The organism is Nocardia glycosmidis (assembly GCF_052545115.1).
The window spans coordinates 1-19,895 of sequence record NZ_JBQWRH010000018.1 but is presented as its reverse complement, the minus strand read 5'-3'; the positions used below and the strand labels follow the sequence as shown (position 1 = coordinate 19,895).

Here is a 19,895-nt window from a genome sequence, read left to right as displayed (position 1 = left end):
GGCGCGTGGCGCGCTCCCGGCCGGGAGAACGAACCCGTAGTGTGCGGTGGGCAGGGTCCCCGGCTTTGCGGTGGGGCGCATGGTCCCGCCGTGACCGGTCGCCGGTAACCTGACACCTCGATCGCTGCCCTCGAAAGGAGCCTGGTTTCTGTGCAGTCCGGCCAACCGCGCGCATTGCGGCCAGAGCACTCGCCGTCGACGCCGCTGGCTTCGCTGGCCGCCGTCATCGGTGCGGTGACCAGCCCCGAAACGGCCGCGCGTGGCGTGTCGGTCACCGGTATCGAGCAGCGTTCCGATGCCGTGCTGCCGGGCGATCTGTTCGCCGCACTGCCGGGCGCCCGTTCGCACGGCGCGCGTTTCGCGCAGGACGCCGTCGCGCGCGGCGCGGTGGCGGTGCTGACCGACGCGGCGGGTGCGCAGTTGATGGGCACGCTCGAGGTGCCGGTCCTGATCCAGCAGAACCCGCGCGCGGTACTCGGCGAGCTGTCGGCGGCGATCTACGGCAACCCGTCCGAACGGTTGCGCATCATCGGGATCACCGGCACATCCGGCAAGACGACGACCTCCTATCTGGTCGAGGCAGGCCTGGCTGCCGCGGGGCTGTCCACCGCCCTGATCGGCACCATCGAGACCAGGATCGGCGGCAGGCGGGTGCCGAGCGCGCTGACCACCCCGGAGGCGCCGCAGCTGCATGCGATGTTCGCGCTCATGGTCGAGCAGGGCGTGGACGCGGTGGTGATGGAGGTGTCCAGCCACGCGCTGGCGCTGGGACGGGTGGACGGGGTGCGGTTCACGGTCGGCGCGTTCACCAACCTGTCGCAGGACCACCTGGATTTCCATGCCGACTTCGAGGACTACTTCGCCGCCAAACGCCGACTGTTCCAGCCGGATTCGCCGGTAGCGGCGCGCACCGCCGTGGTCTGCGTCGACGACGAGTGGGGACAACGGCTGGCCGCCGGTCTCGCGACCCCGATCACCGTCTCGACCACCCGTTCGGCCGCGTGGAAGGTCACCGGCGCGGTGTCGGCGCACGGCGGTGAACAGGACTTCATCGCGTCCGGTCCGCAGGGGGAAGTCGCTGTGCGCCTGCGTCTTCCCGGTCATTACAACGTCGCCAACGGACTGCTCGCGGTCGCCGTGTGCGCCGCCGCGGGGGTCGAGCCGACGGTCGCCGCGCCCGCGCTGGCGACCGTGGACGTGCCCGGACGGATGCAGCGGGTCGAGCGCGGACAGGACTTCTTGGCGATCGTCGACTACGCCCATAAGCCGGCCGCGCTGGAATCCGTGATCGCCACGCTGCGCGGGCATCTCGCGGCGGACAGCACGGGACGGCTCGCGGTGGTCGTCGGTGCGGGCGGCGACCGGGACGTGGCCAAGCGGCCGCTGATGGGAGCGGCGGGCGCGCGGGGGGCCGATCTATTGATCATCACCGACGACAATCCGCGGACCGAGGACCCGGCGGCGATCCGCGGCGCCCTGCGTTCGGGTGCGCTGGAGGTGCCCGAGGCCGAGCGCGGTGAGGTCCGCGAGATCGGTGATCGGGCAGCGGCGATCGCGGCCGCGGTGGACTGGGCGCGCCCCGGTGACGTGGTGCTGATCGCGGGCAAGGGACATGAGGTAGGGCAGGAGATCGACGGCGTGAAGCATTCGTTCGACGACCGCGACGTTCTCGCGGCCGCATTGGAAAGACGCAGCCCGCAAGGAAATCACGCGGAGGACTTGACGGTTTCATGATCGAGATGACACTGCGGGAGATCGCGGACGTCGTCGGCGGCACGCTGCACGACGTCGCAGACCCGGAGGTGCGGGTGACCGGCGCGGTCGAATTCGATTCGCGCCGAATCGGTTCCGGCGACCTGTTCCTGGCATTGCCGGGCGAGCGCTCGGACGGCCACGACTATGCGGGCGCGGCCGTCGCGGCGGGCGCGGTGGCGGTGCTCGCGGCGCGGCGGGTGGGCGTGCCGGCCATCGTGGTCGCGCCGGACCATGCCACTATGCCGTCGAATTCCGTTGCCCTGACGCATGATTCGGACGGCTCGGGGGCCGCCGTGCTCACCGCGCTCGCCGCACTGGCGCGCGCCAGCGTCTCGCGCCTGGTCGTCGGCGGGCTGACCGTCGTCGGCGTCACCGGCTCCTCCGGCAAGACCTCGACGAAGGACCTGCTGGCCGCCGTCCTGGCGCCGCTGGGCCCGGTGGTGGCGCCGCCGGGTTCGTTCAACAACGAACTCGGTCACCCGTGGACCGCGCTGCGCGCCGATGCGGGCACCCGCTTCCTCGTGCTGGAGCTGTCCGCGCGGGGACCAGGGCATATCGCCGCGCTGGCCGAGGTGGCGCCACCGAGTATCGGGGTGGTACTCAACGTCGGAACTGCGCATCTCGGTGAGTTCGGCAGCCGGGAGGCCATCGCGCAGACCAAGGGCGAGCTGGTCGAGGCGCTGCCGTCGACCGGGCTCGCGGTGCTCAACGCCGACGATCCTCAAGTGGCCGCCATGGCCGCGCGCACGTCCGCCCGGGTGGTGACGGTCGGGCAGGCCGGCACTGCCGACATCCGCGCTACCGACATCCGGCTCGACGACCAAGCCCGCGCCGAGTTCACCGTGCACACCCCTGCGGGCAGCGCACCGGTCCGATTGGCGGTCCATGGCGAGCACCAGGTCGGCAACGCGCTGTCGGCGATCGCGGTCGCGCTGGAATGCGGGGCGGATCTGGGCGCCGTGGTGCAGACGCTGTCCGGTGCGCGCGCCGCGTCGGCGCGCCGGATGGACGTGCGGACCACCGCCGACGGGCTCACCGTCGTCAACGACTCCTACAACGCCAACCCGGATTCCGTCCGCGCCGCGCTCAAGGCTCTGGTGAGTATGGCGCGGGCGGGCCGGACGCCGCGACGCAGCTGGGCGGTGCTGGGCGAGATGGCCGAACTGGGCGAGGAGTCGGTTATCGAACACGACGCCATCGGCCGGCTCGCCGTGCGGTTGGACGTCAGCCGCGTCGTCGTGGTCGGTACCGGAAGGCCCTCCCGCGCGCTGCACCAGGGAGCCGTGATGGAAGGGTCGTGGGGCGAGGAATCGGTCCTCGTACCGGACATCGAGGCGGCGATCGCACTGCTGGACGAGGAAGTCGGGGCGAGCGACGTGGTGCTGGTCAAGGCGTCGAAGTCGGTCGGCCTGTGGGAGGTCGCCGAGCATCTGACCGACCCGGGCGCCGTGGCCGCACGCCGCGCCGCCGCGGCGACCGGCGGGGTGGGACAGGACACGGAGGCAGCAGGATGAGACAGATTCTTTTTGCCGCGGCGATAGCGCTGACGGTATCGATCCTGCTGACCCCACTGCTGATCAGGTTGTTCGCCAAGCAGGGATTCGGACAGGAGATCCGGGTCGATGGCCCCGCCAGCCATCAGGCCAAACGCGGCACCCCGACCATGGGTGGCGTCGCGATTCTGGTGGGTATGTGGGCCGGGTATCTGGGGTCGCATCTGATCGGCATCGGCTACCACGCCGACGGCCCTTCGGCGTCGGCGTTGCTGGTCCTCGGGCTGGCCACGGCGCTCGGCGCGGTGGGTTTCCTCGATGACTTCATCAAGATCCGCAAGCAACGCAACCTGGGACTGACCGCGGCGGGCAAGTATCTCGGCCAGCTGTCCGCGGCTGTACTCTTCGGCGTGCTCGCGCTGCAGTTCAAAGGCCCGAGCGGGCTGACCCCCGCCAGCAGGCATCTGTCCTATGTCCGCGACATCAGCACGGTGACCATGGGTGTGGTCGTATTCGTGGTGTTCGTGTGCTTCGTGGTGGTCGCCTGGTCGAACGCGGTGAACCTCACCGACGGTCTCGACGGGCTGGCCGCCGGATCGATGAGCCTGGTGCTCGGCGGGTACGTGATCATCACTTTCTGGCAGTACTACCACGCCTGCGAGACCAAGCCCGAGACCGGTTGTTACAACGTGCGCGATCCGCTGGATCTCGCGCTGGTCTGCGCCGCGGGCGCCGCGGCGTGCGTCGGTTTCCTGTGGTGGAACGCCGCCCCGGCCAAGATCTTCATGGGTGACACCGGTTCGCTGGCGCTGGGTGGCCTGCTCGCGGGTCTGTCCATCACCACCCGGACCGAGCTGCTGATGATCGTGATCGGCGCGCTGTTCGTCGCCGAGACGGCGTCGGTGGTGTTGCAGGTCGCGGTCTTCCGCACCACGCGCAATCGACTGTTCAAGATGGCGCCGTTCCACCACCACTTCGAACTCAGCAAATGGGCCGAGACCACAGTGATCATCAGGTTCTGGCTGCTGGCCGCGATGGCGTCGGCCGTCGGGCTCGGTCTGTTCTACAGCGAATATCTCTCCGCGGTCGGGTGAACGATATGGTCGAACATTCTTCGCGGGCCCTGCGCACACCGGGGCCCATGCTGGAATTCCTGCGCGGCCGGGACGTCCTGGTGGCCGGCTGGGGCGTGTCGGGTCGCTCGCTCATCGAGCCGCTGCGCGATATCGGCGCCCGTCCGGTGGTCACCGATGGCGGCGCCGATGCGCTCGCCGAGGCCGCCGGGCTCGGTGTGGAGGTGGCCACGTCCACGGAACTGCGGTCCGCGGATTGGAGCCGGTTCGCGCTGGTGATCACCAGCCCGGGCTGGCGGCCGGACTCGCCGGTGCTCGTTTCCGCGGTGGCCGAGGGCACGCCGGTATGGGGTGACGTCGAGTTCGCCTGGTGGGTCGATCAGGCCAGGATCTACGGCCCGGTCCGCAAGTGGCTGGTCATCACCGGCACCAACGGAAAGACCACGACCACACAGATGACCCACGCCATCTTGCGGGCCGCGGGGGTCGCGAGCGTCGCCTGCGGCAACATCGGTCTTCCGATCCTGGACGCGTTGCGGCGCACTCCCGGTCCACAGGTGCTCGCGGTCGAGCTCTCCTCGTTCCAGCTGCACTGGGCTCCGTCGGTGCGGCCGGAGGCGGGCGTCGTGCTCAACGTGGCCGAGGATCACCTGGATTGGCACGGCAGTTTGGACGCCTACGCCGCGGCGAAAGCGCGGGCGCTGGTGGGCCGGGTCGGCGTGGTCGGCCTGGACGACGCCGTGGCGGCCGCACTGGCCCGCAAGTCCAAGGCGCGCCGGACGGTGGGTTTCCGCGTCGGGGTGCCCGCCGATGGCGAGCTCGGCGTGGTCGACGGCAAACTACTCGACCGCGCGTTCACCAAGGCCGCGATCCTGGCCGAGGTCGGCGACATCAGCCCGCCCGGGCCCGCCGGTGTCGCCGACGCGCTCGCCGCCTCGGCGTTGACCAGGGCGATCGACATCGCCCCCCAGTTCGTCCGGGAGGGCTTGATCGAGCACAAGGTCGGCCCGCACCGCGCCGCGTTCGTGCGCGAGCTGGCCGGGGTCGAGTTCATCGACGACTCCAAGGCCACCAACCCGCACGCCGCGCGATCGTCGATCCTCGCGCATCCGCACGTGATCTGGGTGGCTGGTGGGCAGCTCAAGGGCGCGCATATCGAGGACCTGGTCGAGGAGGTCGCCGACCGCTTGGTCGCGGCCGTGCTGATCGGTGCCGACGCGCCGGTGATCGCGGCCGCGCTGGCGCGACACGCGCCCGACGTCCCGGTCGTCGAACTGGTCACGGGAGACGATGCAGGGATGGGTGACGAAGCGTCGAGAACCGCCGCGGCCGACGCGGTGATGGTGCGCGCCGTGCGGGCGGCGGCCGGATTCGCTCGATCCGGCGATACCGTGCTGCTGGCTCCCGCTGCCGCGTCGTTGGATATGTTCGCCGATTACACGCACCGTGGCCGCAGCTTCGCCGCGGCGGTGCACGCTCTGGAAGACGGTGACATCGGACGGCAGCTATGACGCAATCGGCGCGGCGTAAGCGCGAGTCGGTCCCACGTTTCTGGGCCTGGCTGGCGCGCCCGCTCGCGTCGTTCCATCTGGTGGTCACCATTGCCGCACTGCTGACCGTGCTCGGGCTGGTGATGGTGCTGTCGGCCTCCAGCGTCGAGGCGTACGCCGACGGCGGTTCGGCCTACTCGCTGTTCATCCAGCAGGCCATGTTCGCCGTCGTCGGCACCGTGTTGTTCTATCTGGCGCTGCGTATTCCGCTGCGCAGGATGCGGCAGTGGTCGTTCCCGGTGTTCGCGCTCTCGGTGTTCGCGTTGCTGCTGGTGCTGATTCCCGGCATCGGGTCGCAGGTGCAGGGTGCGCGCCGCTGGCTGGTGCTGGGGCCGGTATCGGTGCAGCCGTCGGAAATCGTGAAGGTGACGCTGGTGGTCTGGGGCGCGCACCTGCTGGCCTCACGCGGAGCCGACCGTGCGAGCTTGAAGGACATCCTGGTTCCGCTGGTGCCTGCCGGTCTGCTGGTGTGCCTGCTGGTCGTGCTGCAACCGAACCTGTCCACCACGATCGCGCTGGGTGTGGTGCTTGTGGCGCTGCTGTGGTTCGGTGGTCTGCCGGTGCGGCTGTTCGTGACGATCGCGCTGTCCGGCGCGATCGCCGCCGGGGTGCTGGCGCTGTCGGCGGGGTATCGCTCCGATCGCATGCGCGCGTTCTTCAACCCCGGCGACGACCCGCAGGGCATCAATTACCAGGCACGTCAGGCGCTGTACTCGCTGGCCGACGGCGGCATCTGGGGGCGCGGGCTGGGGCAGAGCCGGGCCAAGTGGAGCTACCTGCCCAACTCGCACAACGACTTCATCTTCGCGATCATCGGCGAAGAGCTCGGCTATCTCGGCTGCGCGCTGGTGCTCGGCCTGTTCGCGCTGTTCGTCTACACCGGTCTGCGCATCGCGGCCCGCTCGGTGGACCCGTTCCTACGGCTGCTCACCGCGACCGCGACGACCTGGATCACCTGCCAGGCGCTGATCAACATCGGCTACGTCGTCGGCCTGCTCCCGGTGACCGGCCTGCAGTTGCCGCTGGTCTCCGCGGGTGGATCGTCGCTGGCCATCACCCTGTTCATGTTCGGGATCATCGCGAACGCGGCTCGGCACGAGCCGGAGGCGGTCGCGGCGCTGCATGCCGGACAGGACGGTCGTTTCAGTAGGCTGTTGCGGTTGCCCAAACCTGAGGTGTACACCCCGGCGCGGGTCGGCGCGGCGCGGCGCGGGCGAGCGCCGAGATCTGCCGAGCGCGGACCGTCGGCGCTGCCGCCGGGCCGGCGCGGGCGCTACGGTACGGAACCGCCGCGGCGCCGGTCGCCGGAGAGCCGCGGCACCAGTTCGGCGCGCGCCACCAGGGCATGGGAACCCAGCTATCCGGTCAATCACGCAAGGGAACGAGGAAGATCCAGGTGATCTCGGTAATCGTCGCGGGCGGCGGCACGGCCGGACACATCGAACCGGCACTGGCGGTGGCCGACGCGTTGCGGCGGCTCGACGATTCGATCCGGGTGACCGCACTGGGCACCGAACGCGGGCTGGAGACCCGCCTGATTCCGGACCGCGGCTACCCGCTCGAGCTGATCCCGCCGGTTCCGTTGCCGCGCAAGCCGACCACCGACCTGCTGCGGCTGCCTGGTCGGGTGCGCGCTTCGGTGGCTGCCACCAGGGCGGTGATCGACGCGGTCGAGGCCGACGTGATCATCGGTTTCGGCGGATACGTGGCGCTGCCCGCGTACCTGGCCGCGGGCCGGGGCGTGCTGCGTCGTCGGCGCCCGGTCGCGGTGGTAGTGCACGAGGCGAACGCGAAGGCCGGTATCGCGAACAAAGTCGGCGCGCGCCGCGCCGCCCGCGTGCTGGCCGCTGTTGCGGATTCGGGCTTGCCGAATGCCCAGGTCGTGGGCATTCCCGTCCGTGCAGCGATTACCGGGCTCGACCGCGCCGCCCTGCGCGCCGAGGCACGAGCTCACTTCGGTCTGCCCGCCGAGGGCCCGGTGCTGCTGGTTTTCGGTGGTTCCCAGGGGGCGCGGACCCTGAACGAGGCGGTCTCCGCGGCCGCGCCGCAGTTGGCCGCGGCGCGGATCTCGGTGCTGCACGCGCACGGTCCGAAGAACACACTCGAGCTCAGTGACGCGGCCGTATCCGGTCCGGACGCCCGCTACGTGGCGGTGCCCTACCTCTCCCGGATGGACCTCGCCTACGCCGCCGCCGACGCGGTCGTCTGCCGGTCGGGCGCGATGACCGTGGCGGAGGTCTCCGCGGTCGGGCTGCCCGCGTTCTACGTGCCGCTGCCGCACGGCAACGGCGAGCAGGAACTCAACGCCCGGCCGGTCGCGGCGCAAGGCGGTGGCAGAATTGTCCCCGATTCCGAGTTGACGCCGAAGTACGTGATCGATGAGGTGATTCCACTGCTCATGGACCCCGCACGGCTGATCGAAATGGGCCGGGCCGCCGCAGGCGCCGGGCACCGCGACGCCGCCGACGAGGTGGCGCGTATCGCGATGGAGGTGGCGAGCCGGTGAATGCGCGTCAGCGAGTGAACCGAGGACGCAGCGCGCCGGCGCACCCGACCGAGCCGAGGGCCGGCGAGGTGCAGGCGTGAGTGAGACGACCGCGAGCAAGCGGGGAGCGGACACGCCGGTCGAGCGGGCCGCGCTGCCGGCGGAGCTGGCGCGCGTGCACATGGTGGGTATCGGCGGGGCGGGGATGTCGGGCATCGCCCGGATCCTGCTCGCTCGCGGTGGTGCTGTGTCGGGGTCGGATGCCAAGGAGAGCCGCGGGGTGCTCGCACTGCGCGCGCGGGGTGCGCAGGTGCGGATCGGGCATGACGCGACCGCGCTCGACCTGCTACCCGGCGGACCGACCGCGGTGGTGACCACCTACGCGGCTATCCCGAAGACCAATCCGGAACTCGTCGAGGCCGGCCGGCGCGACATCCCGGTGCTGCTGCGCCCCACCGTGCTGGCCGCGCTGATGCGCGGGCACCGCACCCTGCTCGTCTCGGGCACGCACGGCAAGACGTCGACCACCTCGATGCTCATCGTGTCGTTGCAGCACTGCGGGGTCGACCCGTCCTTCGCGGTGGGCGGTGAGTTGAACGAGGCGGGCACCAATGCCCACCACGGCACCGGCGACATCTTCGTGGCCGAGGCGGACGAAAGCGACGGATCGCTGCTGCAGTACGACCCGGACGTCGCTGTGGTCACCAACATCGAGTCCGACCACCTGGATTTCTTCGGCTCCGACGAAGCCTATGTCCAGGTCTTCGACGATTTCGCCGACCGCCTCGCAGCGGGTGGCCTGCTGGTGGTGTGCCTGGACGATCCCGGCTCGCGCGCGCTGGCCGAGCGGGTCGGCGCGCGGCTGGCGGAGCGGAATGTCCGGGTGCTCGGTTACGGATCCGGTGAGCTCGCCGACGCGCCGGTCCCGGTCGGTGTTCGGCTGCACAGCTGGGAGCCCCGTGATGTGGGCGGGATCGCGCAGTTCCAGCTCGCCGACGAGACCGCCCCGCGTACCGTGCGCCTCGCGGTGCCCGGTCGGCACATGGCGCTCAACGCGCTCGGCGCCCTGCTCGCGGCCCGGGCGACCGGTGCCGACGTGGGCGAAATCGTCCAGGGCCTGGAGGGTTTCGGCGGCGTGCACCGCCGGTTCCAGTTCGCCGGACGGGAGAACGGCGTGCGGGTCTTCGACGACTACGCCCATCACCCAACCGAGGTGCGCGCGGTGCTCGGTGCCGCCGCCGAACTGGTCGAGCAGGAGGCCCGCGATGGCGCGCGGTCCCGGCAGGGGCGGGTGATCGTGGTGTTCCAGCCGCACCTCTACAGCCGCACCGCGACTTTCGCGCAGGACTTCGGCACCGCCCTGAGCCTGGCCGACGAGGTCGTGGTGCTCGACGTCTACGGTGCACGGGAGAAGCCGCTGCCCGGCGTGAATGGCGCGCTGGTCGCGCAGTCGGTCACGAAACCGGTGCATTACCAGCCGGATATGTCCCGTGTCGGCCGGCAGGTCGCGGGGTTGGCGCTGCCGGGCGACGTGGTGATCACCATGGGCGCCGGCGATGTGACGATGCTCGGCGGTCAGATTCTCGACGGACTTCGGGCGCGTCCCCAGCACGGTCGGTGACCTGGCGTGCGCGGGGGTTGGTCGGCGCGCAGGGCCGGGCGCGGTGCGGGTGGGCGGTTCGGCGCGGTGCGATGGCACCGGATTCGGTTGTGGGGCTTGCTGACCGTATGCGTCCTCGCCACGGTAGGGGCCGTCGCTTGGTACACCCCCATGCTGTCGGTGCGCACCGTGCGTGTCGAGGGAGCGGTGGCGGTGCCCGAGCAGCAGGTGCGCGACCTGCTCGAAATCCCGTCCGGGCGCTCCATCCTGCGCATCGACACCACCGCGGTCGCGCGGCGTGTGGTGACCATTCCGAAGGTGCGCACGGCGCGGGTGCAGCGAGTTTTCCCGTCCACGGTTCGGGTTACGCTCGTCGAGCGCGTTCCTGTCTTGTTCTATGACAGCCCCGATGGTGCGCATCTGCTCGACGCGGAGGGAGTGGAATTCGCCGTCGAGCCCACGCCGATCGGTGTACCGAAGTTGACCACCGATCATCCCGGCAGCGCGGACCCGGTGACCGGTGCCGCCGTGTCGGTCCTCGCCATTGCCCCGCCCGCGCTCGCCGTTCAGGTGGACGAGGTTGTGGCACGGTCCATTTCGGATATTTCGCTGAAACTGAAGGACGGCCGCACGGTACTCTGGGGCGGGACCGCTGACAGCGAACGGAAGTCGGCGGTCGTGGTGCCGTTGTTGACGCGCCCCGGAACGGTGTTCGATGTTTCGAGTCCCAATCTGGTCACGGTAAAATGATCCACACCCATTGTGCCCAGGGAATTTTCGGCGGCCCGGCAGCGGTTCCGACGTCGAAGAGGGGCTTGGGGGCGACCGTCCACCATACGACGTATGGAGCGGCGAGGCGAGCGGGATCCGGCAAGATTCTGGCTCTCGTTTCGGCGCGCCTGCGCGAGTATCGGGGCGGCTGCGAATAGCGTTCCGCACCAGTCGGATACTTGACATAACGCTAACCCTATGGTTCAGCTTTAGGGTTGCCCATGCCGCGGTTCGCTTCTGCAGCGAACCGACCCGGACGGGGCGAAGGCGGCGTGCCGAGCATCCGGAAACGACAGGCTTTAGATCGAAGGAAGGCGAGAGCCCATGACGCCCCCGCACAACTACCTTGCGGTGATCAAGGTCGTCGGTATCGGCGGCGGCGGTGTGAATGCCGTCAACCGGATGATCGAGCAGGGACTCAAAGGTGTCGAGTTCATCGCGGTCAACACCGATGCCCAGGCGCTGCTGATGAGCGATGCCGACGTCAAGCTCGACGTCGGGCGTGAGCTGACCCGTGGTCTCGGCGCCGGCGCCGACCCCGAGGTCGGCCGGAAAGCCGCGGAGGACCACAAGGACGAGATCGAAGAGGTGCTCAAGGGCGCCGACATGGTCTTCGTCACCGCGGGTGAGGGCGGCGGCACCGGCACAGGTGGCGCCCCCGTCGTCGCGCAGATCGCGCGCAAGCTCGGCGCGCTCACCATCGGTGTGGTCACCCGCCCGTTCTCGTTCGAGGGCAAGCGGCGCGGCAACCAGGCCGAAGTGGGCATCAACCTGCTGCGTGAGTCGTGCGACACGCTGATCGTCATTCCGAACGACCGCCTGCTGCAGCTCGGCGACGCGGCGGTCAGTCTGATGGACGCATTCCGTTCCGCCGACGAGGTGCTGCTCAACGGTGTCCAGGGCATCACCGACCTGATCACCACCCCCGGTCTGATCAACGTCGACTTCGCCGACGTCAAGAGCGTGATGTCCGGGGCGGGTAGCGCGCTCATGGGTATCGGGTCGGCGCGCGGCGAGGGCCGCTCGGTGAAGGCAGCCGAGACGGCGATCAATTCGCCGCTGCTGGAGGCGTCCATGGACGGCGCGCACGGCGTGCTGTTGTCGATCGCGGGTGGTTCGGACCTCGGCCTGTTCGAGATCAACGAGGCGGCGTCGCTGGTGCAGGAGGCCGCACACATCGAGGCCAACATCATCTTCGGCACGGTGATCGATGACTCGCTCGGCGATGAGGTGCGGGTCACCGTGATCGCGGCGGGCTTCGATGGTGGTGGACCCGCCCGGCGCACTTTCGAGGTCACGAACCGGGGCGGTGGCATCAGTCCGGCGCGCGCGGGCGAGGTCGGGCACCGAAGCGTCGGCGAGATCGCCGCACGCGGTACCGACAGCTCGGTGAGCACGTCGGGTTCGAGCGTCTCCGGCCGCGCAGCGGTGCCGGGCTATCGGGAAACCGAACGGCCGCGCACCTCGGCCGAGCCGACCGCCGCGAACACCCCGCGCTCGCCCATCACGCCGCCGGACGGCGACGGTGACGACGATGACGACGTGGACGTGCCGATCTTCATGCGAAGGGGCTAGACAGTCGCCTTGCGTGCGCTCGGTCCGGCGCGCTGGACGGCTGCCCAGCCTCCGGTCCTGCGGACTTTGGGTGGACTCGCCGAGCGCCATTAGGCTCGTCGCCATGACTATCGCGCCGACCACGACTGTCCGACGGGTCACCACGACCAGGTCGGGAGGTTACTCGGCGCCGCCCTACGACTCGTTCAATCTCGGCGACCACGTCGGCGATGATCCGACGGCGGTGCGGCGCAACCGGGATCGACTCGCGGCGGGAATCGGTCTGCTGCCCGAGCGTCTCGTCTGGATGGAACAGATCCACGGCCGCTCGGTGGCGATCGTCGACGGCCCGCGGGCCGAACCCGTTCCCGCCACCGATGCCCTGGTGACCACCGTGCCCGGTCTCGCGCTCGTCGTGCTCACCGCCGACTGCGTGCCCATCCTGCTGTCCGACGACGAGGCGGGTGTGATCGCCGCGGTGCACGCCGGGCGCATCGGCGCCCGCATCGGCATCGTGCCGCGGGTGCTGGCGGCGATGGTGTCGGTCGGCGCGCGCGTGGACCGCGTCGGCGCCTTCCTCGGGCCCGCCGCCTCCGGCCGCCAGTACGAGGTCCCCGCGGCGATGCGCGACGACGTCGAAGCGCACCTGCCCGGCAGCGCCACCACCACCGCTCGCGGCACCCCCGGGCTCGACCTGCGCGCGGGCATCGCCCGGCAGCTCACCGAAGCCGGTGTGGCCGCGATCGCCGTCGACCCGCGCTGCACCATCGAGGACCGTGCTCTCTTCAGCCACCGCCGCGGCGCGCCGACCGGCAGAATCGGCGGGGTGATCTGGATGGAGGCCACGGCGTGAGCACCGGACCCGAGCAGCTGCGCGGCACCGGGGTGAGCGCTGCGGCGAAGACCGTGCTGGACGGGCGTGCGGCGCAGCTGTCCGCAGAGCTGTCGGGGCTACTCGCCCGGATCGATGCGGCCTGTCGCGCAGCGGGACGCGCACCGGATGCGGTGCGGCTGTTGCCGGTGACGAAGTTCTTCCCCGCCTCCGACGTGGCGATCCTGTATCGGCTCGGACGGCGCGAGTTCGGCGAGTCCCGGGAGCAGGAGGCGGCGGCCAAAGTGGCCGCACTACGTGAGCAAGACCTCTCCGGCATCCACTGGCACATGATCGGGCGGTTGCAGCGGAACAAGGCGCGGGCTGTGGCGCGCTGGGCGCACACGGTCCATTCGGTCGATAGCGAACGTCTGGCAACCGCGCTCGGCGCTGGTGCGCGAGCCGCGCTGGAGGCGGGCGAGCGCACCGAACCGGTCCGCGTGTTGCTCCAGGTGAGCCTGGATGACGACCCCACGCGCGGCGGTGTGCCGGCGGGTGATCTCGCCGCGCTCGCCGAACAGGTAGCCGCCACACCGGGATTGAGTTTGGCCGGCCTGATGGCGATTCCGCCCCTGGGGGTCGAGTCTGATGCGGCATTTGCGCGAATTGCGACATTGCGCACTCTGTTGCTCACCGAACATCCGGACGCGACGGAACTTTCTGCGGGAATGTCCGAAGATCTGGAATCGGCGATCGAACATGGTTCGACAGTTGTGCGTGTCGGTACCGCCTTGATGGGTGCGCGACCGATAACCTCGGCGTAGCAAAGAAACCTCATCAGTCACATTCGACACATATGCTGGGAACTGAAGAGGGCTGAGCAAGACTTCAACACCCGGCCGCCACCGGGGCCGAAGGAAGGTCGACCAGAATGAGCGAGCGAGTCATCGACGCAGCCACTGACGTGCTCATGACGGTGCCGAGCGACAGCGAGGCGCGGTCATGAGCACGCTGCACAAGTTCAAGGCGTACTTCGGCATGGTGCCGCTCGAGGATTACGAAGACGACTACGTCGACGATCGCGGCCCCAGAGGCGCGGACGAGCGTGACGCTCGTCGGCCCCGCCCCCGCGACTATTCCGACGGTTATGTCGACCGCTACGGCGAAGAGCGTTACGGCGCAGACCGTTTCGAGGACGCCGAGTACCCGGAGCCGGCCTACAAGTCGCCGTACCAGGCGGGATACCCGGTGCCGCGGCGCGACGACTACACCGACGAGCCGTACGGTAACGACCGATACCAGGCGCCGCGGCGCCCCACCCGGATCGACTCCGGCCCGTCCGGCCGGTTCCGGGCGGGCGGGAGCGCGCCGACCCTGCGTGGCGCCACCCGTGGCGCGCTCGCCGTCGATCCCGACGCCGAGGAGCGCAGGCTGGAGGAGCGCGTGCGTCCCGAGCCCGCCCCGGTGCGGCGGCCCGGGATCTTCGAGGACGGAGGCCCCTTGTCCAAGATCACGACGCTGCGCCCGCGCGACTACAGCGAGGCTCGGATCATCGGCGAACGTTTCCGTGAGGGCAATCCGGTGATCATGGACCTGGTGGATCTGAGCAACGCCGACGCCAAGCGGCTGGTCGACTTCGCCGCGGGTCTTGCCTTCGCCCTGCGCGGATCGTTCGACAAGGTGGCGACGAAGGTGTTCCTGCTCTCACCGGCGGATGTCGACGTATCAGCCGAAGAACGCAGGCGTATCGCGGAAACCGGCTTCTACAACCAGAAATAAGCTCGTGATCTGGGGGTGAAGCAGACCGATCGCCGGTGTCGCCGCGCGATCATTTTGCGTGACGCGATTTTTACGGCAGAGTGATGTAGTGGCCTTGTTCGCGGTGTTGTACTTCGTACTGTTCATCTTCTGGCTGTTGCTGATCAGCCGGGTGATCATCGAGTTCATCCGTAGCTTTGCCCGAGACTGGCGTCCCACCGGTGTCGTGGTCGTTGTCCTGGAGGTGATCTTTACGATCACCGATCCTCCGGTGAAACTCCTGAGGCGCTTGATCCCTCCGGTGTCGCTGGGGGGAATTCGCCTGGATCTGTCGATAATGATCCTGCTTTTCATCGTGTTCATCCTGATGTCGATCGTGGGCAGGCTCGGGCAACCCATAGCTCCGGTATGACAGAATGGGCCGTGTAGACAGGTTGCTAGATCTGCTAGATCTCCAAAAGACGCGCGAAGGGATCCTTCCATGCCGCTGACCCCAGCCGATGTGCACAACGTCGCGTTCAGCAAACCGCCGATCGGGAAGCGCGGCTACAACGAGGATGAAGTCGACGCGTTCCTGGATCTCGTGGAGCAGGAGCTCTCGCGTCTGATCGAGGAGAACGCCGATCTGCGCCAGCGGGTCGGCGAACTCGACGCGGAACTGGCCGATGCGAAGAAGACTCGCGGCCCCGCGGTGGCAAGTGTCGTGAAAGCGCCGGTGCCCCAGGCTCCGCCGCCGCCGCCGGAGCCGATCAAGCCGCCGGTTCCGGCCGCGCCGCCGGCCCCGATCCCCGCCGCGCCGGTGGCCAAGGAGACGAGCGCTGACGCGAACCTGCAGGCCGCCAAGGTGCTCAGCCTCGCCCAGGAGATGGCGGACCGGCTGACCAGCGATGCCAAGACCGAGGCCGAGGGGTTGTTGACGAATGCCAGGGCGAATTCCGAGCGGCTGGTCGGCGATGCGCGGACGCGGTCGGAGGCCATGATCGCCGACGCCCGCCAGAAGTCGGACGCGATGCTGTCGGACGCGCAGACTCGCTCGGACAACCAGTTGCGCCAGGCCAAGGAGCAGGCCGCCACGCTGGAGGCCGATGCCGAGCGCCAGCACGCCGAGATCATGGCGACCATCGCCCAGCAGCGCACTGTGCTGGAGAGCCGGATCGAGCAGCTCAAGACGTTCGAGCGGGAATACCGCGTGCGGTTGAAGTCGTACCTGGAGTCGCAGCTCGAAGAGCTGGAGAACCGCGGATCGGCTGTCCCGGTGGACGGCGGCGAAGCGTTCGCCGACTCCAACACGGCCAATAACCTCGCGCCCGCCTCGTTTGCCAAGGGCGGCAAGTAGGACGGCGCGCCCCTGTGCAGTGGTTCATCCGCTGCTAGGGGATCGGTCGAGCCGCCCGGCATGCCTTGGGGGTCATCATGCTCGTCTTGACACTCGTCCTTGCCGCGATCGGCTTCGCCCTGCTCGTGGCCGCGTTGACCACGGGATCGGTGATCTGGGCGTGGGGATGCATCGTGGTCTGCGTCGTCGGTGCTGTGCTCTTGCTGGTGAGTGCCTTGTCCATGCGGAGTCCGGATAGTGATGCTCCTCCGCCTCCCGGTCGTCATGCCAAACGGTGAAGCAGGCCGAACTCCGACCTGCGTCGCAAACTGAGTTGACCGGGCTGGCTAGAATCAAACCTGAACTCGGCGTCGATCCGGCCATCACCGGGGAGCCTTCGGAAGAACGGTGCCACGGCCTCGAACCGGGCACTCAGTAGAACCGAACGGGTGAGCCCGTCACAGCTCGCGAAACGAGAGGTCCGGCGTACCGCCGGACAAGCGGGGTGGTACCGCGGTTTCGGCGCACCGGGCGCCGTCATCGTCCCCGTGCCAACGAGACACGGCACGAGGAGACGCAGCCGCCATGGCGGACCACACTTCCAGCAATAGCGCGTACCCGCGCGCCGACCTGGGCGTCGGCAACGGGACGTCGTTCCCCGAGATGGAGCGCCGCGTGCTCGACGCGTGGGCGGCCGCCGACACCTTCCGCTCCAGCGTTGAAAACCGTTCCGGTGCAGCGGAGTTCGTCTTCTACGACGGCCCGCCTTTTGCCAACGGTCTGCCGCATTACGGACATTTGCTCACCGGATACGTCAAAGATGTCGTGCCGCGTTTCCAGACCATGCGCGGCCATCGGGTGGAACGGCGATTCGGCTGGGACTGTCACGGATTGCCCGCGGAAATCGAAGCCGAAAAACAGCTCGGTATCACGGACAAATCACAGATCGACGAGATGGGGCTCACGGAATTCAACGCGGCCTGTAAATCGTCGGTACTGCGCTACACCGGGGAATGGCGCGACTACGTGACGCGTCAGGCTCGCTGGGTCGACTTCGACAACGACTACAAGACATTGGATACCGACTTCATGGAGTCGGTGATGTGGGCGTTCAAGTCGCTGTATGACAAGGGGCTGATCTATCAGGGTTTCCGGGTGCTGCCCTACAGCTGGTATGAGCAGACTCCGTTGTCGAATCAGGAGACCCGCCTCGACGACGCGTACAAGATGCGTCAGGACCCGGCGGTCACGGTCGACATGCCGCTGCGGGTGCCCGCCGAGCATCCGCTGCACGAACTCGACGGCGCCAACGCACTGATCTGGACCACCACGCCGTGGACGCTGCCGTCGAACCTGGCGATCGCGGTGCATCCCGAGTTCACCTACGTGCACCTGCGGGGCCAGGACGGAAAGCGGTATCTGGTTGCCGCCGAGCGCGTATCGCACTATGTCCGCGAGTTCGGTGCGGAACCGGAGGTGCTGTCCGAGCACCTCGGTGCGGCGCTGGCCGAGCTGCGTTACGAACCGCCGTTCGACTTCTTCGCCGGGCACCCGAACGCGCACCGCGTGCTGAACGCCGACTATGTCACTACCGACTCGGGTACCGGCATCGTGCATCTCGCACCGGCCTTCGGTGAGGAGGACATGGAGGTCGCGAGCGCGCACGGCATCGAGTTGGTGCAGCCGTTGGATCCAGGCGGCAAGTTCACCTCGATGGTTGCGCCGTACGAGGGCCTGATGGTATTCGACGCGAACCCGGTGATCATCAAGGACCTGAAGACCGCAGGAAAACTGTTGCGGCACGAGACGATCGAGCACTCCTATCCACACAGCTGGCGCTCCGGCCAACCGCTGATCTATATGGCCGTGCCGTCCTGGTTCGTTGCCGTCACCAAGTTCCGCGAACGGATGGTCGAGCTGAACCAGCAGATCACCTGGGTGCCCGAGCACATCCGCGACGGCCAGTTCGGAAAGTGGCTGGAGGGCGCTCGGGACTGGAACATCAGCCGTAACCGCTACTGGGGCAGCCCCATCCCGGTGTGGGTGTCCGACGATCCGGCCTACCCGCGCGTCGACGTGTACGGGTCGCTGGACGAACTGGAACGCGACTTCGGCGTGCGCCCAACCGATTTGCACCGCCCGATGATCGACGAGCTCACCCGCCCGAATCCCGATGACCCGACCGGCGCGGCGACCATGCGCCGGGTGCCGGAGGTGCTGGACTGCTGGTTCGAGTCGGGCTCGATGCCGTATGCCCAGGTGCACTACCCGTTCGAGAACAAGGAGTGGTTCGACAGCCACTTCCCGGGCGACTTCATCGTCGAGTACAACGGGCAGACCCGCGGCTGGTTCTACACGCTGCATGTGCTCGCGACCGCGCTGTTCGATTCCCCGGCGTTCAAGACCGTTGCCGCGCACGGCATCGTGCTCGGCGACGACGGGCTGAAGATGAGCAAGTCCAAGGGCAACTACCCGGACGTGAACGAGGTGTTCGACCGGGATGGCTCCGACGCCATGCGCTGGTTCCTGATGAGTTCGCCGATCTTGCGCGGTGGCAACCTCATCGTCACCGAGCGGGGCATCCGCGAGGGTGTCGGCCACGCGCTGCGGCCGCTCTGGAATGCCTGGACCTTCCTGCAGCTTTACGCGCCGAAGGCCGGGACCTGGCGCACGGACTCACCGCACGTGCTGGACCGCTACATCCTGGCGAAGCTGGCGCAAACCAGCGAGGTGATCACCGAGGCGCTGGAGGTCTACGACATCGCGGGTGCCTGTGCGGAACTGCGCTCGTTCGCCGATGCGCTGACCAACTGGTACGTGCGCCGGTCGAGGCCGCGGTTCTGGAGCGAGGACCGCGACGCGGTGGACACCTTGCACACGGTGCTGGAGGTGGTCACCCGGTTGGCCGCGCCGCTGCTTCCGCTGATCACCGAGGTGATCTGGCGTGGGCTGACCGGTGGCGATTCGGTGCATCTGGCCGACTGGCCGAAGCAGGGCGAGTTGCCGGATGATCCGGAGCTGGTCTCGGCCATGGACGAGGTGCGGATGGTGTGCTCGACCGTGCTCGGTTTGCGCAAGGCGCAGAACCTGCGGGTGCGGCTGCCGCTGAGCGAGGTCACCATCGCCGCGGCCGACGCCGAGCGGCTCGCGCCGTTCACCGGCATCATCGCCGACGAGGTCAATGTCAAGAAGGTGGACCTGACCACCGACGTGGACGTGCACGGCCGTTTCGAGCTGGTGGTCAACGCCCGCGCCGCGGGTCCGCGCCTCGGTAAGGACGTGCAAGCGGTGATCAAGGCGGTCAAGGCGGGGGAGTGGTCGGAGCGCGCCGACGGCGTGGTCGAGGTCGCCGGAATCGCTCTGCTGCCCGAGGAATACACCCAGCGCCTGGTTGCCGCCGAGCCGGAGTCGACCGCGGCCCTGCCCGGCAACGCGGGCTTGGTGGTGCTGAATTCCGTGGTCACCGAGGAACTGGAGGCCGAGGGCTGGGCCCGCGACCTGATCCGCGACCTCCAGGAGACCAGGAAGTCCGCTGGGCTCGACGTCTCTGATCGCATCAGCGTGGTGTTGGAGGTCCCCTCCGATCGGGCGGCCTGGGCCGACACCCATCGTGACCTGATCGCGGGCGAAATCCTGGCCACCACATTGACCTTCGGTGCCGCGGGCCCGGAGGCTGCCGATCTGGTCGGTGGTGTGCGCGCGAGGGTCACCAAGGTCTGACCGCTGGAGT

General features: G+C 68.8%; 16 protein-coding genes. All 16 read left to right on the top strand.

The window, feature by feature from the left end:
* Nucleotides 1-150: 150 nt before the first annotated feature.
* The 16 genes from ACT86A_RS21480 to ileS all read left to right on the top strand — a co-directional run bounded on the left by ACT86A_RS21480 (nt 151) and on the right by ileS (nt 19,885).
* The gene (locus tag ACT86A_RS21480) at nt 151-1,734 is read left to right on the top strand and encodes a UDP-N-acetylmuramoyl-L-alanyl-D-glutamate--2,6-diaminopimelate ligase (RefSeq protein WP_445093973.1); all 1,584 of its coding nucleotides are present in this window, start codon (nt 151-153) and stop codon (nt 1,732-1,734) included.
* Nucleotides 1,731-3,269: a UDP-N-acetylmuramoyl-tripeptide--D-alanyl-D-alanine ligase gene (locus tag ACT86A_RS21475; RefSeq protein WP_445093972.1), complete on the top strand. Its 1,539-nt coding sequence runs from the start codon at nt 1,731-1,733 to the stop codon at nt 3,267-3,269. The genes ACT86A_RS21480 and ACT86A_RS21475 overlap by 4 nt, the downstream gene beginning before the upstream one ends.
* Entirely contained in the window at nt 3,266-4,342 is a 1,077-nt protein-coding gene (gene mraY / locus ACT86A_RS21470; RefSeq protein ID WP_445093971.1) for a phospho-N-acetylmuramoyl-pentapeptide-transferase, read from the top strand. Before ACT86A_RS21475 ends, mraY begins: the two co-directional genes overlap by 4 nt.
* 47 nt (nt 4,343-4,389) lie before the next feature.
* Nucleotides 4,390-5,832, top strand: a complete 1,443-nt coding sequence (gene murD / locus ACT86A_RS21465) for a UDP-N-acetylmuramoyl-L-alanine--D-glutamate ligase (RefSeq protein WP_445094060.1) — start codon at nt 4,390-4,392, stop codon at nt 5,830-5,832.
* The gene (gene ftsW, locus ACT86A_RS21460; RefSeq protein ID WP_445093970.1) at nt 5,829-7,271 is read left to right on the top strand and encodes a putative lipid II flippase FtsW; all 1,443 of its coding nucleotides are present in this window, start codon (nt 5,829-5,831) and stop codon (nt 7,269-7,271) included. The genes murD and ftsW overlap by 4 nt, the downstream gene beginning before the upstream one ends.
* The gene (gene murG / locus ACT86A_RS21455) at nt 7,217-8,377 is read left to right on the top strand and encodes an undecaprenyldiphospho-muramoylpentapeptide beta-N-acetylglucosaminyltransferase (protein ID WP_445093969.1); all 1,161 of its coding nucleotides are present in this window, start codon (nt 7,217-7,219) and stop codon (nt 8,375-8,377) included. Before ftsW ends, murG begins: the two co-directional genes overlap by 55 nt.
* A gap of 160 nt (nt 8,378-8,537) precedes the next feature.
* A complete protein-coding gene (murC, locus tag ACT86A_RS21450) occupies nt 8,538-9,977 on the top strand; it encodes a UDP-N-acetylmuramate--L-alanine ligase (protein ID WP_445094059.1) in 1,440 nt (479 codons plus the stop codon).
* 6 nt (nt 9,978-9,983) lie between these two features.
* Nucleotides 9,984-10,706, top strand: coding sequence for a cell division protein FtsQ/DivIB (locus ACT86A_RS21445; protein ID WP_445093968.1), 723 nt, complete (start codon nt 9,984-9,986; stop codon nt 10,704-10,706).
* A gap of 345 nt (nt 10,707-11,051) precedes the next feature.
* Complete coding sequence (ftsZ, locus tag ACT86A_RS21440; protein ID WP_445093967.1) at nt 11,052-12,302, top strand: cell division protein FtsZ; 1,251 nt, start codon at nt 11,052-11,054, stop codon at nt 12,300-12,302.
* A 103-nt stretch (nt 12,303-12,405) separates the two neighbouring features.
* Nucleotides 12,406-13,134, top strand: a complete 729-nt coding sequence (gene pgeF, locus ACT86A_RS21435) for a peptidoglycan editing factor PgeF (RefSeq protein ID WP_445093966.1) — start codon at nt 12,406-12,408, stop codon at nt 13,132-13,134.
* Between the two features lie 53 nt (nt 13,135-13,187).
* Nucleotides 13,188-13,916 carry a YggS family pyridoxal phosphate-dependent enzyme gene (locus ACT86A_RS21430; protein WP_445094058.1) on the top strand — a complete coding sequence of 243 codons (729 nt, stop codon included), beginning with the start codon at nt 13,188-13,190 and terminating at the stop codon, nt 13,914-13,916.
* A 178-nt stretch (nt 13,917-14,094) separates the two neighbouring features.
* Entirely contained in the window at nt 14,095-14,871 is a 777-nt protein-coding gene (locus ACT86A_RS21425) for a cell division protein SepF (protein WP_445093965.1), read from the top strand.
* A gap of 88 nt (nt 14,872-14,959) precedes the next feature.
* Nucleotides 14,960-15,262 (top strand): YggT family protein, encoded by a 303-nt coding sequence (locus ACT86A_RS21420; RefSeq protein WP_445093964.1) that lies wholly within the window; start codon nt 14,960-14,962, stop codon nt 15,260-15,262.
* Nucleotides 15,263-15,331: 69 nt separating this feature from the next.
* The gene (wag31, locus tag ACT86A_RS21415) at nt 15,332-16,186 is read left to right on the top strand and encodes a DivIVA-like cell division protein Wag31 (RefSeq protein WP_445093963.1); all 855 of its coding nucleotides are present in this window, start codon (nt 15,332-15,334) and stop codon (nt 16,184-16,186) included.
* A gap of 77 nt (nt 16,187-16,263) precedes the next feature.
* A complete protein-coding gene (locus tag ACT86A_RS21410; RefSeq protein ID WP_445093962.1) occupies nt 16,264-16,464 on the top strand; it encodes a hypothetical protein in 201 nt (66 codons plus the stop codon).
* Nucleotides 16,465-16,750: 286 nt separating this feature from the next.
* Entirely contained in the window at nt 16,751-19,885 is a 3,135-nt protein-coding gene (gene ileS, locus ACT86A_RS21405; RefSeq protein ID WP_445093961.1) for an isoleucine--tRNA ligase, read from the top strand.
* Nucleotides 19,886-19,895 lie beyond the last annotated feature (10 nt).

Bases quoted from the DNA above. Each gene is read 5' to 3' on its own strand.
- ACT86A_RS21475 (WP_445093972.1), top strand. From the start codon at position 1,731: ATGATCGAGATGACACTGCGGGAGATCGCGGACGTCGTCGGCGGCACG.
- mraY (WP_445093971.1), top strand. From the start codon at position 3,266: ATGAGACAGATTCTTTTTGCCGCGGCGATAGCGCTGACGGTATCGATC.
- murD (WP_445094060.1), top strand. From the start codon at position 4,390: ATGCTGGAATTCCTGCGCGGCCGGGACGTCCTGGTGGCCGGCTGGGGC.
- ftsW (WP_445093970.1), top strand. From the start codon at position 5,829: ATGACGCAATCGGCGCGGCGTAAGCGCGAGTCGGTCCCACGTTTCTGG.
- murG (WP_445093969.1), top strand. From the start codon at position 7,217: ATGGGAACCCAGCTATCCGGTCAATCACGCAAGGGAACGAGGAAGATC.
- murC (WP_445094059.1), top strand. From the start codon at position 8,538: ATGGTGGGTATCGGCGGGGCGGGGATGTCGGGCATCGCCCGGATCCTG.
- ftsZ (WP_445093967.1), top strand. From the start codon at position 11,052: ATGACGCCCCCGCACAACTACCTTGCGGTGATCAAGGTCGTCGGTATC.
- pgeF (WP_445093966.1), top strand. From the start codon at position 12,406: ATGACTATCGCGCCGACCACGACTGTCCGACGGGTCACCACGACCAGG.
- ACT86A_RS21425 (WP_445093965.1), top strand. From the start codon at position 14,095: ATGAGCACGCTGCACAAGTTCAAGGCGTACTTCGGCATGGTGCCGCTC.
- wag31 (WP_445093963.1), top strand. From the start codon at position 15,332: ATGCCGCTGACCCCAGCCGATGTGCACAACGTCGCGTTCAGCAAACCG.
- ACT86A_RS21410 (WP_445093962.1), top strand. From the start codon at position 16,264: ATGCTCGTCTTGACACTCGTCCTTGCCGCGATCGGCTTCGCCCTGCTC.
- ileS (WP_445093961.1), top strand. From the start codon at position 16,751: ATGGCGGACCACACTTCCAGCAATAGCGCGTACCCGCGCGCCGACCTG.